Annotated in this window: 13 protein-coding genes; 11 read left to right on the plus strand and 2 right to left on the minus strand. The window is 69.8% G+C overall.

What is annotated here, in order from left to right:
• The first annotated feature begins 4 nt into the window (after positions 1 to 4).
• The 4 genes from htpX to LVB77_RS09315 all read left to right on the plus strand — a co-directional run bounded on the left by htpX (position 5) and on the right by LVB77_RS09315 (position 2,538).
• Positions 5 to 913 (plus strand): protease HtpX, encoded by a 909-nt coding sequence (gene htpX, locus LVB77_RS09300; protein WP_232909844.1) that lies wholly within the window; start codon positions 5 to 7, stop codon positions 911 to 913.
• A 152-nt stretch (positions 914 to 1,065) separates the two neighbouring features.
• On the plus strand, positions 1,066 to 1,704 hold the full coding sequence (locus tag LVB77_RS09305) for a TetR/AcrR family transcriptional regulator (protein ID WP_232909845.1): 639 nt from the start codon (positions 1,066 to 1,068) through the stop codon (positions 1,702 to 1,704).
• Complete coding sequence (locus LVB77_RS09310) at positions 1,701 to 2,234, plus strand: DUF6151 family protein (RefSeq protein ID WP_232909846.1); 534 nt, start codon at positions 1,701 to 1,703, stop codon at positions 2,232 to 2,234. Before LVB77_RS09305 ends, LVB77_RS09310 begins: the two co-directional genes overlap by 4 nt.
• Positions 2,227 to 2,538: a hypothetical protein gene (locus LVB77_RS09315; RefSeq protein WP_232909847.1), complete on the plus strand. Its 312-nt coding sequence runs from the start codon at positions 2,227 to 2,229 to the stop codon at positions 2,536 to 2,538. The genes LVB77_RS09310 and LVB77_RS09315 overlap by 8 nt, the downstream gene beginning before the upstream one ends.
• A 296-nt stretch (positions 2,539 to 2,834) precedes the next feature.
• Here the strand turns inward: LVB77_RS09315 and LVB77_RS09320 are convergent, their stop codons facing one another.
• Together LVB77_RS09320 and epmB are read right to left on the minus strand one after the other, a co-directional pair.
• A complete protein-coding gene (locus LVB77_RS09320) occupies positions 2,835 to 4,907 on the minus strand; it encodes an EAL domain-containing protein (RefSeq protein ID WP_232909848.1) in 2,073 nt (690 codons plus the stop codon).
• Positions 4,908 to 4,969: 62 nt separating this feature from the next.
• Positions 4,970 to 6,001 (minus strand): EF-P beta-lysylation protein EpmB, encoded by a 1,032-nt coding sequence (gene epmB / locus LVB77_RS09325; protein ID WP_232909849.1) that lies wholly within the window; start codon positions 5,999 to 6,001, stop codon positions 4,970 to 4,972.
• A gap of 216 nt (positions 6,002 to 6,217) precedes the next feature.
• On the opposite strand from epmB, the gene efp reads away from it, so the two are divergent.
• The 7 genes from efp (at position 6,218) to LVB77_RS09360 (ending at position 14,332) form a co-directional block, all read left to right on the plus strand.
• Positions 6,218 to 6,784, plus strand: a complete 567-nt coding sequence (gene efp / locus LVB77_RS09330; protein WP_232909850.1) for an elongation factor P — start codon at positions 6,218 to 6,220, stop codon at positions 6,782 to 6,784.
• Between the two features lie 745 nt (positions 6,785 to 7,529).
• Positions 7,530 to 8,870 carry a TRZ/ATZ family hydrolase gene (locus tag LVB77_RS09335; protein ID WP_232909851.1) on the plus strand — a complete coding sequence of 447 codons (1,341 nt, stop codon included), beginning with the start codon at positions 7,530 to 7,532 and terminating at the stop codon, positions 8,868 to 8,870.
• Positions 8,871 to 8,910: 40 nt separating this feature from the next.
• On the plus strand, positions 8,911 to 9,660 hold the full coding sequence (ubiG, locus tag LVB77_RS09340) for a bifunctional 2-polyprenyl-6-hydroxyphenol methylase/3-demethylubiquinol 3-O-methyltransferase UbiG (protein WP_232909852.1): 750 nt from the start codon (positions 8,911 to 8,913) through the stop codon (positions 9,658 to 9,660).
• Positions 9,657 to 10,343 (plus strand): phosphoglycolate phosphatase, encoded by a 687-nt coding sequence (locus LVB77_RS09345; protein WP_232909853.1) that lies wholly within the window; start codon positions 9,657 to 9,659, stop codon positions 10,341 to 10,343. Before ubiG ends, LVB77_RS09345 begins: the two co-directional genes overlap by 4 nt.
• Positions 10,340 to 11,095: a squalene/phytoene synthase family protein gene (locus LVB77_RS09350; RefSeq protein ID WP_232909854.1), complete on the plus strand. Its 756-nt coding sequence runs from the start codon at positions 10,340 to 10,342 to the stop codon at positions 11,093 to 11,095. Before LVB77_RS09345 ends, LVB77_RS09350 begins: the two co-directional genes overlap by 4 nt.
• Before the next feature lie 147 nt (positions 11,096 to 11,242).
• The gene (gene folE2 / locus LVB77_RS09355) at positions 11,243 to 12,193 is read left to right on the plus strand and encodes a GTP cyclohydrolase FolE2 (protein ID WP_232909855.1); all 951 of its coding nucleotides are present in this window, start codon (positions 11,243 to 11,245) and stop codon (positions 12,191 to 12,193) included.
• Positions 12,194 to 12,655: 462 nt separating this feature from the next.
• A complete protein-coding gene (locus LVB77_RS09360) occupies positions 12,656 to 14,332 on the plus strand; it encodes a GGDEF domain-containing protein (RefSeq protein WP_232909856.1) in 1,677 nt (558 codons plus the stop codon).
• The last annotated feature ends 1 nt before the right edge of the window (position 14,333 follow it).

The raw sequence follows: 14,333 nt of genomic DNA on the forward strand, positions 1-14,333 counted from the left end.
GACCATGTTCAAACGCATCGCTCTTTTCCTGGCCACCAACATGGCCGTCCTCGCCCTGGTGAGCATCGTGCTGGCGGTGCTGCAGTCGATGGGCGTGTCCGTCGGCAACAACGGGGCCCTGCTGATCATGGCCGCGATGTTCGGTTTCGGCGGCTCCTTCGTGTCCTTGCTGCTGTCCAAGTGGATGGCCAAGCGCAGCACCGGCGCGCACGTGATCGAACAGCCGCGCAACGAGGCCGAACAGTGGCTGGTGAACACGGTGCGCCGTCAGGCCGAGGCGGCCGGTATCGGCATGCCGGAAGTCGCCATTTACGACGCACCCGAGATCAACGCCTTCGCCACCGGCGCCAACCGCAACAACGCGCTGGTCGCGGTGTCGACCGGGCTGTTGCGCGCGATGAGCCGCGACGAGGCCGAGGCGGTGCTGGCGCACGAGGTCAGCCACGTCGCCAACGGCGACATGGTGACCATGGCGCTGGTGCAGGGCGTGCTGAACACCTTCGTGATCGTGCTGGCACGCTTGGTCGGCCGCGTGATCGACGGTTATCTGTCGGGCAACCGCGACGGCGGCCCGGGCCTGGGCTACTACGCGATCGTATTCGTGCTGGACATGGTGTTCGGCCTGTTCGCCAGCATGATCGCGATGTGGTTCTCGCGTTACCGCGAGTTCCGCGCCGACGCCGGCGGCGCGCGTCTGGCCGGCCGCGACAAGATGGTCGGCGCGCTGGAGCGTCTGGCCCAGACCTACGGCGAGAGCACCCTGCCCAAGCAGGTGCAGGCGTTCGGCATCAGCGGCGCGGTCGGCCACGGCCTGTCCAAGCTGCTGCGCAGCCACCCGCCGCTGGAAGAGCGCATCGCCGCGCTGCGCAACGCCCCGGCCGAGCCGGTGCGCGGGCCGGTGGTGGCGCGCTGATCCCAGGCCGCCGCGGTTCGACGGAAAAGCCCGCCATCGGCGGGCTTTTTCTTTGGGCGGAGCGTGGCGGGCGGGTGGGGCGAGATGGCGCGGGCCGTAGCGCACTTCGCCCGGCCTATTGACACATACCAACCATTTGGTATGTTTGGGTCATGGCCAGACCCACCAAACAGTCCCCAGAACGCGGCGGCGCGCGAATCCGGCTGCTGGAAGCGGCGCGCGACCTGATTCGCGCCCAGGGCTATGCGGCGACCACGGTCGACGAACTCTGCCTGGCGGCCGGCGTCACCAAGGGCGCGTTCTTCCATCACTTCGCCAACAAGGACGCGCTGGGCGTGGCCGCGGCCGACTATTGGGCCGAGACCACCACCGCCTTCTTCGCTGCCGCGCCGTATCACGCACCGGCCGATGCGTTGGACCGCGTGCTGGCCTATGTCGCGTTCCGCAAGGCGATCACCGCCGGCGAGATCGCGCAGTTCACCTGCCTGGTCGGCACGCTGGCGCAGGAGGTCTACGCCAGCGCGCCGGAGATACGCGAGGCCTGCGGCCGCAGCATCTTCGGCCACACCGCGACCCTGGAGGCCGACATCGAGGCCGCGCGCCGCGATCGCGGCATCGTCGCGCGCGACTGGAGCGCGCAGAGCCTGGCGCGCTACACGCAGACGGTGATCCAGGGCGGTTTCGTGCTGGCCAAGGCCGGCAACGATCCCGAACTCGCGCGCGAAAGCCTGGATCACCTCGACCGCTACATCCGCCAGTTGTTCGATGTCGCACGGGAGCGAGCCGCATGAACGCCATCACCCTGGGCTGCGCCTGCGGCCACACCCGCCTGGAAGTGCAGGGCGCACCGATTCTGGTGTCCGAATGCCTGTGCGACAGCTGCCGCGCCGCCGCCGCGCGCCTGGCCGCGTTGCCCGGCGCCGCGTCCCTGCTGACGCCGTACGGCGCGACGGCGAGTGCGGAGTACCGCAAGGACCGCATCCGTTTCCTGTCCGGCGCCGAGCGTTTGGGCGAGTTCCGGCTGACGCCGGACGCGGGTTCGCGGCGCGTGGTCGCGCGCTGCTGCAACACGCCGCTGTTCCTGGAAATGAAGGGCGCGCATTGGCTGAGCCTGTACCTGCAGCTGTGGCCGCCGGCCGCGCGGCCGCGGCCGACCCTGCGCACCATGACCGGCGATCTGGACGACGCATCGGCGTTGCCGGACGACCTGCCCAATCTGAAGACGCACACGGTGGCGTTCTACGCCAAGTTGTTCGCGGCCTGGGTCGGCATGGGCTTCAGGAATCCGAAGATCGAGGTGGCGGAGAAGATCGATGCCTGAGGACAAGATCGAGATTCGCAACGTCAACACGCCCGGCCGCACCGAGCGCGTGGATCGCGCCAAGTACGAGGCGATGCGCGCGGCGCTGCTGTCGGTGCTGCCGCGCAAGGCGCCGGGCATGACGGTGGCGGACGCGAAAGCCGCCTTGCTGCCGGCGCTGCCGGAGGCTTTGTTTCCGCAGGGCAAAACCGCAGGCTGGTGGCTGAAGGCGGTGCAGTTGGATCTGGAGGCCAAGGGCACGATCGCGCGCGCGGCGATCAAGCCGGTGCATTTGTATGCGGTGGCGGGCAAGCAGGGGCGCTGAGAGCGGCTTGCGGGCGGGTTGCTGAGCGATCGCGTTCGCGCGTAAGAGCAAATCCCCCTCAATCCCCCTTTTTCAAAGGGGAGGCCAAGGCCGTTCGTAGGATGCGGTGATAACCGCATCGTCGTCATGCGGGATGCGTTGGGGCTCGCGCAAAGAGCAAATCCCCCTCAGTCCCCCTTTTTCAAAGGGGGAGGCTAAGGCGGTGCTGTCGCTTTTTTATGGGGGCGCAAAGGCATTCCCTCTGAATGCAAAGGGAGGCTGCAATAGGCCTGCTTTGCGGTGGCGCTACGAGTTCCTTAGAACTCGTAGTCCATGTCCGGACCCGCCGCGGCCAGGAAGTGGCCCTGGGCGTAGTCGATGCCGGCGGCGAACAGGAAGGACATGCTGGCCGCGTCCTGGACGAACTCGGCGATGGTCTGCTTGCCCAGTTCGCGCGCCTTGGCCGCGATCTCGCGGATGCGCTGCTGGTGGTCGGGATTGCTGGGCAGGTCTTCCATGAAGGCGCGGTCGATCTTGAGGAAGGACGCGTCGAAATGGCTGAGCATCTGGAACGAGTTCAGGCCCGAGCCGAACTGCTCCAGCCCCACGCGCACGCCGAAACGCGCGACCCGGGCCTGGAACTCCTGCGCCGCGCGCAGGTGGGTGAAGACCTTGGACTCGGGCAGCTGCAGCACCAGCAGGCCGCCTTCGGCGTTTTGCCGCGCCAGCTGCTCTTCGATGTGCTGGAGCAGGCTTTCGTCCTGCAGCGAGGCCTGGGTGATCTTGACCAGCAGCAGGGTGCGCTTGCCGGCGCGCAGGCGTTCGCCGATGACCTGGATCGCCTTGCCGACCACCCAGCGGTCGATTTCCCACAGCAGGCCGTGTTCCTCGGCGATCTGCAGGAAGGTCAGCGGCTGCACCAGCTCGCCCGGCTCGCCCTGCATGCGCAGGTAGGCCTCGTACATCTCCATCGGCTCGCCGTGGAGATTGATCAGCGGCTGGTAGTTCATCAGGAAGCGGTCGGCGTCGAGCGCGTCGCGGATGCGCGTGACCCAGGCTTCGACGCGTTCGGACTCGGCGCGGTCGGCCGCGCCCGGGTCGAACAGTTCGGTGCGGTTGCCGCCGACGCCGATGCTGGACTGCACGCACTGGCTGGCCTTGCCCAGCACGGCGGTGACGCTGGCGATCTTCTCGCCGATCTGCACGCCGCCGATGCTGACGGTGGTGTTGAGCGAGCGGCTGGGCGTTTCCAGCACGTGATCGGCGAATGCGGTGCGCAGGCGGTCGGCCAGGGCGGCGGTCGCGTGGTAGTCGCAGTTGGGCGTGAGCACGGCGAACTGGTGCTCGGAGAAGCGCGCGGCGACGTCGTCGGGACCGATCATGGTGCGCAGGCGCTCGCCGAACGCGGCGATCAGCTCGTCGGACGCGTCCAGGCCGATTTCCTGCAGCAGGCGCGCGTAGTGGTCCGGCTCGATCAGCAGCAGGCCGTGGTGGGTGTTGTTCTGGGCGGCGTCGGAGACCGCGTCCTCGAGCGCGCGCAGGAAGGTGGCGCGGTTGAGCAGGCCGGTGACCTGGTCGCGCTGGCGCAGGGCCTCGACCTCGCGCGCGAGTTCGGGATCGAACTCCTGGCGGCGCAGGATCACCTGCAGGCACTGCTCGCCTTCGTAGCTGGCGGGGGTGAATTCCATGATCGCGGCGAAGCTGCTGCCGTCCAGCGCGCGCGCCTCGGTCTCGTAGCGCGGCGGCGGCGGTTCGCCCTTGGACAGCTGCTTGAGCAGTTGCTTGAAGCCGTCGACCTGGCCGGGCGCGACCATGTCCAGCAGCGACATGCCCTCGATTTCCTCGAAGGACTCGAACCCGAAGATGTCCAGGTAGGCCGCGTTGGCGCGGATGTGCATGCCTTCGTGGATGTAGGCGATGGGCTCGCGCGAGGAATCGATCAGGCTGTCGCAGCGGCGTTCGGTCTCGCGCACCTGGGCTTCCAGGCGGCGCAGCGAGCGGCGCGCTTCCAGGTCGGCCCATTCGGCGCGGACCACATTTTGTATGTGGTCGGTGTGGCCGCGCAGGATCACGCTGCGCGCGCCCAGGGCCAGCACTTCCAGCAGGCGGGTGTCGTCGACGTTGTCCAGCAGCACCAGTACCGGCAGGTCCTTGCCGGTGCTGTCGACCTGCTGCATGACTTTGGCCAGCGGCACGTTGCGCGCGTCGCGCGCGGCCAACACCAGGTCCTGGGCCTGGCCGACCTGGGTGGCCAGCTCGGCTTCGTTCTCGGGACGCGACGGGCGCACGGCGATGCCGCTGTTGCGCAGGCCGCTGACGATGGCTTCCGCCGCTTCGACGCTGTCGTCGACGATCAGCAGGCGCAGCACCATGTCTTTGCCGAATTGCATTCACCACCTCCGTGGCCCGCGTTTATGACACGAAGGCCGTGCCGGAGTCCATGCGAACCGCGTTACAGCGGTCGCTTTCCAGGATCTCCGGCGATCTCTCGCACCAGTTTTGGAACCAGGTAGCCAGAAAGCCGCGCGGCCAGCGCACGATGCAACGCGCGGGCGCGTTCGTCGTCGATTTCGAAGTGCGCAGCCCCCTGCACACGATCGAGTTGATGCAGATAGTACGGCAGTACGCCGGCGTGGAAACCACGCTCGCTCAAATCTGCGAGCGCCTCGACGCTATCGTTGACGCCGCGCAGCAGCACGGCCTGGTTGAGCAGGACCGCGCCGGTCGCGCGCAGGGCAGCCAGGGCCGCGTCCACGGAGGCGTCGAACTCCTGGGCGTGGTTGGCGTGCAGCACCACCGTCACCGGCCAGGGCAGGGCGCGCAGCCAGGCCAGCAGGGGCGCGTCGACGCGCTCGGGCAGGACCACCGGCAGGCGGGTGTGGATGCGCAGGCGCTTGAGGTGGGGCACGGCGGCCAGGGCGTCGGTCAGCTCGGCCAGCTTGGGTGTGGCCAGCGACCAGGGGTCGCCGCCGGACAGGATGACCTCGTCGATGCCCGGGTCGGCCGCGATCAGCTCGATCGCACCGCGCCAGCCGGCCGCGGCCGCGGTTTCCTCGGCGTAGGGGAAGTGGCGGCGGAAGCAGTAGCGGCAATGGATGGCGCAGCTGCCGGTGGTCACCAGCAGGGCGCGGCCGCGGTACTTGCGGATCACCCCGTCGCCGGCCTTCGCCAAGCCGTCGCCGACCGCGTCCAGGGCGTAGCCGGGCATGGGCCGCAGCTCCTGGTCCAGCGGCAGGACCTGGCGCAGCAGGGGGTCGTGCGGGTCGCCGGCGCGCATGCGGGCGACGAAGCCGCGCGGCACCCGCAGCGGGAACTGCGCGGCGGCGGCCTCGGAGACCCCGGCCGCGACGCCGTCCAGCCCCAGCAGGCCCAGCAGCTCGCGCGGATCGCGCACCGCGTCGCGCCATAGCGTCTGCCAGCGCGGGGGCGCGACGGAGCGCTCTAGGGGCTGCGGCTGTATGGAGGCCGGGGCTGCGGGTATCATGCGGGGCTAGCTTGTATGGATACGGTTTGTGGGGCGGGCGTCCCGGGGGTTCCCGGTGCCGGTCCCGTTCGCGTCCCACCCGGCCTGATGGCGGCGGTGACAGACGCAGCCCGACATTCTAGCCTCCCGCCGCCGGCGCGGCGGCCCCGACCCGTCGGGGCCTCGCGATCCGACGGGCGCAACCGCCTCATTCTTAAAATTCGCAGGAGTTTCAGCATGGCCAGCTTGGGCATGAACGACGTCAAGACCGGACAGAAGATCCTGGTCAATAACGACCCGTGCATCATCACCGAGACCGAGTACGTCAAGCCGGGCAAGGGCCAGGCCTTCACCCGCGTCAAGTACCGCAGCATCAAGTCCGGCCGCGTGGTCGAAATGACCATGAAGGCCACCGACAGCGTCGAGCAGGCCGACGTGGTCGACACCGACATGCAGTACCTGTACTCCGACGGCGAGTACTGGCACTTCATGAACCAGGAGTCGTTCGAGCAGGTCCAGTCCGACAAGGCCGGCATGGGCGGCGCCGAGAAGTGGCTCAAGGGCGAGGAAGAGTGCGTGGTGACGCTGTGGAACGGCGTGCCGATCGCGGTCCAGCCGCCGAACTTCGTCGAGCTCAAGATCACCGAGACCGACCCCGGCGTGCGCGGCGACACCTCCGGCGGCGGCGGCAAGCCGGCCACGCTGGAAACCGGCGCGGTGGTGCGCGTGCCGCTGTTCGTCGGCCAGGAAGAAATCATCAAGGTCGACACCCGCTCGGGTGAGTACGTCAGCCGAGTGAAGTGACGATCCGGCCCGTGGCCGCATAGCGGCCACGGCTTTGCCGGATCGTCATCCCCGCGAAAGCGGGGATCCAGTGCCTTCAGCGCGCGACCCGCTGCCGCGCAGCGGCCCACGCTTTGCCGGACGTCATCCCCGCGTAGGCGGGGATCCAGCGCCTTCAGCGCGCACCCCGCTGCCGCGCAGCGGCCCACGCTTTGCCGGACGTCATCCCCGCGTAGGCGGGGGTGAGGGCGTGCCGCTTGCGAGCCACTGGCTCGCGCACGACCGAACGCCCGAGCGCTGGCGCTCGGGCCGGGCGTCCACCGTTGCGTCGTCCTTCAACCCAGTCGCCGCGAAAGCGGGTCGAGCCCGCGACCTAACTCTGACTCGCGCGAAATCCTCCTCGCGAAACCCGGCGCTCTGCCCGGACGAAGCCCTGGGTGTTCGGCTCCGCCGAAGTAAGGCAGAGCCCACGTTCGCGGTAATGACGTTGGGGTGGTTTCACGGCGAGCCCAAACCAACCCGTTCCGACGACCCCAACCACCGTCATTCCGGCGCAAGCCGGAACCCATGTTGCCGTTGCCGGCCCACCCGCAACGTCATGGTCAAGGAGCAAAATCGAAATGGGTTCCGGCTTACGCCGGAATGACGGCATCGGGAACGCGGCGTGTGCATGCGCCCAGCCCCACGCCCCATCGCTCCAGCAAAGATCCCCCGCTTCGGCCAAAATAGCGTCCTGGCCGCCCGGCCCGGATGCACAGGAGCGCAGATGACCATCGATACCCCAGCCAACGCCTGCGACCTGTTGATCGAAGCGGGCTGGGTGGTTCCGGTCGAACCGCACGCGGTAGTGCTGGAGGACCATGCCGTGGCGATCCGCGGCGGCGTCATCGTCGACGTGCTGCCCATCGCCGAGGCGCGCGCCCGTTACCGCGCCGCCGAAACCGTATCGCGCCCGGACGCGGCGCTGATCCCGGGCATGGTCAATGCCCATACCCACAACCCGATGACCCTGCTGCGCGGCATCGCCGACGATCTGCCGCTGATGGAATGGCTGCAGGGCCACATCTGGCCGGTCGAGGCGGCGGTGATCGGGCCGCAGTTCGTCGAGGACGGCATCGCCCTGGCGATCGCCGAGATGCTGCGCGGCGGCACCACCTGCGCCAACGAGAACTACTTCTTCCCGGACGTGCAGGCCGCCGTCTACAAGCGTCACGGCTTCCGCGCCCGCGTCGGCCTGCCGGTGATCGATTTCCCGACCGCCTGGGCCAAGAGCGCCGACGAATATTTCGACCGCGCCGGCGAGGTCCACGACCTGTGGCGCGACGATCCGCTGGTCGCCACCGCGTTCGCGCCGCACGCGCCGTACACGGTCAACGATGCGAACTTCGAGCGCATCCGCATGCTCGCCGACCAGCTCGACCTGCCGGTGCACCTGCACACCCACGAGACCGCGCAGGAAATCGCCGACTCGATCAAGCTGCACGGCCAGCGCCCGCTGGCGCGGCTGGACCGCCTGGGTCTGGTCACCGACCGCCTGATCGCGGTGCACATGACCCAGCTCACCGATGCCGAGATCGAGCTGTGCGCGCAGCGCGGCGTCAGCGTGGTGCATTGCCCGGAATCCAACCTCAAGCTGGCCTCGGGCTTCTGCCCGGCCTGCAAGCTGCAGCGCGCCGGCGTCAACCTGGCCATCGGCACCGACGGCTGCGCCAGCAACAACGACCTGGACATGTTCGGCGAAACCCGCACCGCGGCGCTGCTGGCCAAGGCGGTGGCCGACGACGCCTCGGCGCTGGACGCGTTCAGCGCGCTGCGCGCGGCGACGCTGGGCGGCGCGCGCGCGCTGGGCTTCGAGGCCAAGATCGGTTCGATCGAGATCGGCAAGCAGGCCGATCTGGTCTGCGTCGACCTGGGCCAGCTGGAAACCCAGCCGCTGCACCATGTGGTCTCGCAGCTGATCTACGCCACCGGCCGCCATCAGGTCAGCGACGTCTGGATCGCCGGCGCGGCCAAGCTGCGCGAGCGTGTGTTGGTCGATATCGATATGCCGGCGCTGATCTCCAACGCGCGCCAATGGCGCGGTCGCATCGCCGCGCTCGGACGCTGAGCCCGGCGCCGTCCCCTACAAGATTCGTACAGGCAACCCAATGAACGCACACGGCAGCGCGTCCGAGCCGGCCCAGGCCGGCGGCGACGACAACTTCAGCCAGGCCGAACTCGACAAGTTCGGCGCCCTCGCCAACCGCTGGTGGGATCCGCAGGGTCCGCAGAAGGCGCTGCACGCGCTCAATCCGGCGCGCTTGGGCTATGTCGCCGAACGCACCGCGCTCAGCGGCGCGCGCGTGCTCGACGTCGGCTGCGGCGGCGGGCTGCTCAGCGAAGCATTGGCCGGCGCCGGCGCCGATGTGGTCGCGATCGACCTCGCGCCGGAACTGCTCAAGGTGGCGCGCCTGCACAAGCTGGAAACCGGCGTGCGCGTGGACTATCGCCTGCAGTCGGTGGAGTCGCTGGCGGCCGAACAGCCGGGCAGTTTCGATGCCATCACCTGCATGGAAATGCTCGAGCACGTGCCCGATCCCTCGGCCATCGTGCGCGCCTGCGCGAGCCTGCTGAAGCCGGGCGGTCGCTTGTTCCTGTCCACGCTCAACCGCACGCCGGCCGCGTTCGCGCTGGCCATCGTCGGCGCCGAGTACGTCGCCCGCGTGCTGCCCAAGGGCACCCACCAGTACCGCGATTTCATCAAGCCGTCCGAACTGGCGGCCTGGCTGCGCGGCGCGCAGATGCAACTGGAGGACGTCAGCGGATTGATGTACGAACCCTGGCGCAACGCCGCGCGCGTGATCGCGCGCACCGACGTCAATTACCTGGCCTGCGCGCGCAAGCCGGAGACGGCATGAACCACGAAGCCGCGGTGCGTTTTCCCAAGGCGGTGCTGTTCGACCTGGACGGCACCTTGCTCGACAGTGCGCCGGACATGCTGGCCGCGCTGAACGTCATGCGCGCCGCGCGCGGCGACGCGCCGATGCCGCTGTCGCAGCTGCGCCCACACGTGTCGCGCGGCGGGCAGGCCATGCTGGCGGCGGCGTTCCCGGACGTGGCGATGGAGGAGCGCAGCGGCTGGCTGCAGGCCTTCCTCGATCTGTATCAACAAGAGCTCGGCAAGCACAGCGGGCCGTTCGAAGGCATCGAAGCGATGCTGGCCGAACTGGAAGCGGCCGGCAGCGTCTGGGGCATCGTCACCAACAAGCCCGAGTACCTGGCGCAGCTGCTGATGCCGCTGCTGGGCTGGGAATCGCGCTGCGCGGTGCTGATCGGCGGCGACACCCTGCCCAAGCGCAAGCCCGATCCGCTGCAGCTGCTCGTGGCCGCCGAACGCATCGGCATCGCGCCCGCGGACTGCGTCTACGTCGGCGACGACGAACGCGACATCATCGCCGCGCGCGCCGCCGGCATGGCCTCGGTGGTCGCGTTGTGGGGTTATCGCCTGGCCGAGGACGACCCGATCGCCTGGCAGGGCGACCGCATGATCGAAGCGCCGCAGACCCTGTGCGCCGCGGCGGCCTGGCCGCACGGGCGATGAGCCCGCAGACCGACGGCGCGCCGGCGTCCGACGAGGGCGCGCACGCGCCCGACGATGCCCTGGCCAGCTTCATCGGCAAGTGGCGCGCGCGCTGGCCGGAGTGGGCGCTGGCGGAAACCTTCGTGCCGGCCGCGCAACGCGAGACCGCGCTGGCCTGGGCCGCGCTGCAGCAGGAACTGGCCGACGCCGCCTGGGGCGGCCGCGACGCGCGTCCGGGCGAACTCAAGCTGGGCTGGTGGCTGGAAGAGCTGCAAGGCTGGTCGCTGGGCCGGCGCCGGCACCCGCTGGGGCAAACCCTGCAACGCCGTCCCGCGCCCTGGGCCGCGCTCGCCGCGGCGCTGCCGACGCTGCTGGACACACGCGAACGCCCGCTGGACCGCGACGACGCGATCGGCCAGCTGCGCACCTACGCGGGCGCGCTGGCCGCCGTCGATGCGGCGCTGTTCGGAACCCAGGCGGGCGAGGGCGACAACGCCGTGGTCGCCGCCGGCCTGCTGCACGCGCGCCTGGCCCACGAGGGCGCCAGCGCCGTGCCGCTGAGCGTGCTCGCGCAGGCGGGCGAGGACGCCGCGATCGCCGTCTGGACACGGGATCTGCACGCGCATTGGCCGAAACCGCCGGCGGCGACCGTGCCGCGCCGGCTGTGGGCCGCGTTGGCGTCGGCACGCCTGCGCGGCGGCGACGCGGCCCGGCCGCTGTCGCCCTGGCGCGCGCTGCTCAGCGGCTGGCGCGGCGCGCGCGGCCGGCGCTAAGCCGGTCGCGGCAGGTAGGCGCCGGCCGCGGCGCGCCCAAGCCGGGCCGCGCAGACACAGCGTTTCAGCCCCGGACAGGGGCGGGCGCGGCGCGGCCGGTAGAATGGTGCCCGTTGCGGTCCCCCACGCCGCCCCATCGAAGCTGTCGTGACCACTCATACCTCCACTCCGCGCCGCCTCCCCGATGTCGCCTTCGACGCCGCCGCCGCGGCGCGTCCGCTGGACTGGGTCGGCATGTCCAACATCGCCCTGCCGCTGCGCGTGGCCTCCGGCCATGGCGAGCCAGCTCACAACGGCACGATCCAGGTCGCCGCCTCGGTGGACGTCTCGGTGGACCTGCGCGACGCCGACGCGCGTGGCATCCACATGTCGCGCATGTACCTGCAGCTGCAGGATGCCTTCGCCAGCGAGACCCTGACCCCGGCCGGCCTGCGCCGCGTGCTGCAGGCCCTGATCGAGGGCCAGGGCGGCATTTCCAGCGCCGCGCGCCTGGTGCTGCGTTACGAACAACTGCTGCTGCGGCCGGCTCTGGCCAGCGCCAATGCCGGCTGGAAGCGCTATCCGGTCGAGATCGACGCGACCCTGCGCGAAGGCCATCTGCACTTGGGCCTGCGTTTCGCGGTCGAGTACTCCAGCACCTGTCCGGCTTCGGCGGCGCTGTCGCGCCAGCTCAACGCCGAACGCTTCGTCGAGGACTTCGCCGCCGCGCGGCCGCTGTCGACCGCCGTGGTCGGCGAGTGGCTGGCGTCCGAGCGCGGCCTGGCCGCCACCCCGCATGCGCAGCGCAGCCGCGCCGACATCCGCGTCGAGCTGCGTCCGGCGTTCGACGAACTGCCGCTGACCGCGTTGATCGACGCCATCGAGCAGGCCCTAGGTACGCCGGTGCAGACCGCGGTCAAGCGCGAGGACGAACAGGCGTTCGCGCGCCTCAACGCCGAGAACCTGATGTTCTGCGAGGACGCCGCGCGCCGCGTGGCGGCCGCGCTGTCGGCCGACCCGCGCATCGATCGTTACGAAGCGCAGGTCTCGCACTACGAAAGCCTGCACGCGCACGACGCCGTCGCGCGCGTGACCGGGCAGGGCGCCGCGCGCGACTGAGCGCGGCCGCAGGCGCCGGTGCAGCGGTCTGTTGCGCGTAGTCGCGGTAGCGCCCCTCGGTTGCAGGACGCAGCTTCGATGACCGCCTTACGATCGGGGCGCGTCTTGCCGGCCGCGTAGCCTGTAAAAGCTCCGCACCTCCCGCCGCCTGTCTCCCTTTGCCGAAGGGCACAGCGCTGGTCTTCCTCCTTTGAAAAAGGGGGATTGAGGGGGATTCGCTTTTCAAGCGCGGCAGTGCTTCCACCACGCGGGCGCCCTCATCCCCCCGGCCGGCCCGGCAGCAACCGCCTTCCCGCCAGCGCCGTTCCTCCCCCCAGCGCAAACAACCGCCACCCTAAGACGCCAGCACCCCCACTTCCGGGTGCCGATCGGCGCTGCAGGCCCGCCAAACGGCGCAAAACCGTGCACGCGGTCACGCCCGTTGGGCTATGCTCGAAATGTTGCAGGGTGCCGGGGCGGGTTATGGGGAAACCCTCGCGTCGTGGTTGGCAGGCCGTGTTGGCCTGGTTGGGCCTACTAGTGGCGGCGGCCGCGCCGGCGCAGTCGCTGGAGCTTTCGCGCCTGGATTCCGACCCCTTGCCGGTGCAGGTGCTGGCCGGCGACTTCGACGACCGCTTCGTCGCCGTATCCGATCTGTCCATCCGCGAGCGCAGCCGCGAGCCGCGCTGGTGGCGGCTGAGCGCGCGCCGCGATCAGAGCGCCGCCAGCCAGCCGCAGCTGGTGCTGCGCTCGCCGCATCTCAACCGCGTCGAGGTCTGGCTGCCGGGCTCGCCGCTGCCGGTGCCGCGCGCGCTGCTCGGCAACGGCGCCGATAGCAGCGTGTCCATGCGTGCGCTGGTGGTGCCGCTGCCGCACGGCATCGTCGCCGGCGAATCGGTGTACCTGCGCGTGCAATCGCTGACCCCGCTGCCGATGACCGCCTCGATCGAACCGCTGGCGCTGGTGCACAGCAAGGACATGACGCACGTCGCCTGGCGCAGCGCGGTGATCACCTCGATGGTCGTGATGGCCGTGCTCGCGTTCGGGTTCTGGGCCGGCATTGGCGAACGCAGCTACCTGATGCTGGGCCTGACCCTGATCGCGCAACTGCTGTACCTGATCAGCTACGGCGGCGAGGCGCGCGCGATCCCCTGGCTGTCGATACTGGTCAGCGACGATATCCGCACCGGCCGCATGTTCGGCCTGATCGCGGTGCTGGCCAGCAACGCCTTCCTGGCCCATTACCTGAGTCTGCGCCAGACCCAGCCGCGGCTGATGCGGGTGCTGATGGGCTGCAACGTCGCGATCGTGCTGTTGATGCTGGTGACCCTGGCCACGGTCGCGCCGCTGATCGCGGTGGCGGCCAACTTCGTGCTGCTGGCGGGCTACGCGATCGTGATGGTGGCCGGCGCGGTCGGCGCCTTGCGGCGGCAACGCGAGGCTTACTTTCTACTGCTGTCGTGGACGCCGATGTTCGTCCTGACCGCGTTGCGCTTCGCCGGGGTGATGGACTGGTGGGGCAACCCGGAATGGATGGACTACGCCTTCCCGCTGGGCTTCGCGATGGGCGGGCTGGTGCTGATGATCGGCCTGTCCGACAAACTGCAGCAGCTGCGCCGCGACCGCGACCAGGCCAGTCGCCTGGCCACCTACGACGCGCTCACCGGCGCGATGACGCGGCCGGCGATCGAGGCTAGGCTCAAGGCCGCGGTGGAATCCGCGCACAAGAGCCGGCGGCCGCTGTCGGTGGTGTTCTTCGACGTCGACCACTTCAAGCGCATCAACGACGAGCACGGCCACCGCGTCGGCGACCAGACCCTGCGCATCATTTCCCTGCGCACGCGCAACCGCCTGCGCACCTACGACCTGTTCGGCCGCTACGGCGGCGACGAAATCCTGGTGGTGCTGCCCGATACCCAACTGCGCGAAGCGCTGGGCGTGGCCGAGAACCTGCGCTCGTCGGTGAACTGCCGGCCCTTGTCGATCGACGGCCGCCTGCTGGCGGCCAGCCTCAGCGTGGGCGTGGCCGAACTGCTGCACGAGGAAACCGCCGAGCATCTGCTAGAACGCGCCGACGCGGCGCTGTACGCGAGCAAGTCGGCCGGCCGCGATCGCGTGACCGGGCACACCGCCTCGCGCGTGCAGGAACTGGTGCACTAGC

It is taken from the genome of Lysobacter sp. 5GHs7-4, from assembly GCF_021284765.1.
Lineage (GTDB): Bacteria > Pseudomonadota > Gammaproteobacteria > Xanthomonadales > Xanthomonadaceae > Lysobacter.

Excerpts from the sequence above, each read along its gene's own strand:
- htpX (WP_232909844.1), top strand. The coding sequence starts at position 5 with ATGTTCAAACGCATCGCTCTTTTCCTGGCCACCAACATGGCCGTCCTC.
- LVB77_RS09305 (WP_232909845.1), top strand. The coding sequence starts at position 1,066 with ATGGCCAGACCCACCAAACAGTCCCCAGAACGCGGCGGCGCGCGAATC.
- LVB77_RS09310 (WP_232909846.1), top strand. The coding sequence starts at position 1,701 with ATGAACGCCATCACCCTGGGCTGCGCCTGCGGCCACACCCGCCTGGAA.
- LVB77_RS09315 (WP_232909847.1), top strand. The coding sequence starts at position 2,227 with ATGCCTGAGGACAAGATCGAGATTCGCAACGTCAACACGCCCGGCCGC.
- LVB77_RS09320 (WP_232909848.1), bottom strand. The coding sequence starts at position 4,907 with ATGCAATTCGGCAAAGACATGGTGCTGCGCCTGCTGATCGTCGACGAC.
- epmB (WP_232909849.1), bottom strand. The coding sequence starts at position 6,001 with ATGATACCCGCAGCCCCGGCCTCCATACAGCCGCAGCCCCTAGAGCGC.
- efp (WP_232909850.1), top strand. The coding sequence starts at position 6,218 with ATGGCCAGCTTGGGCATGAACGACGTCAAGACCGGACAGAAGATCCTG.
- LVB77_RS09335 (WP_232909851.1), top strand. The coding sequence starts at position 7,530 with ATGACCATCGATACCCCAGCCAACGCCTGCGACCTGTTGATCGAAGCG.
- ubiG (WP_232909852.1), top strand. The coding sequence starts at position 8,911 with ATGAACGCACACGGCAGCGCGTCCGAGCCGGCCCAGGCCGGCGGCGAC.
- LVB77_RS09345 (WP_232909853.1), top strand. The coding sequence starts at position 9,657 with ATGAACCACGAAGCCGCGGTGCGTTTTCCCAAGGCGGTGCTGTTCGAC.
- LVB77_RS09350 (WP_232909854.1), top strand. The coding sequence starts at position 10,340 with ATGAGCCCGCAGACCGACGGCGCGCCGGCGTCCGACGAGGGCGCGCAC.
- LVB77_RS09360 (WP_232909856.1), top strand. The coding sequence starts at position 12,656 with ATGGGGAAACCCTCGCGTCGTGGTTGGCAGGCCGTGTTGGCCTGGTTG.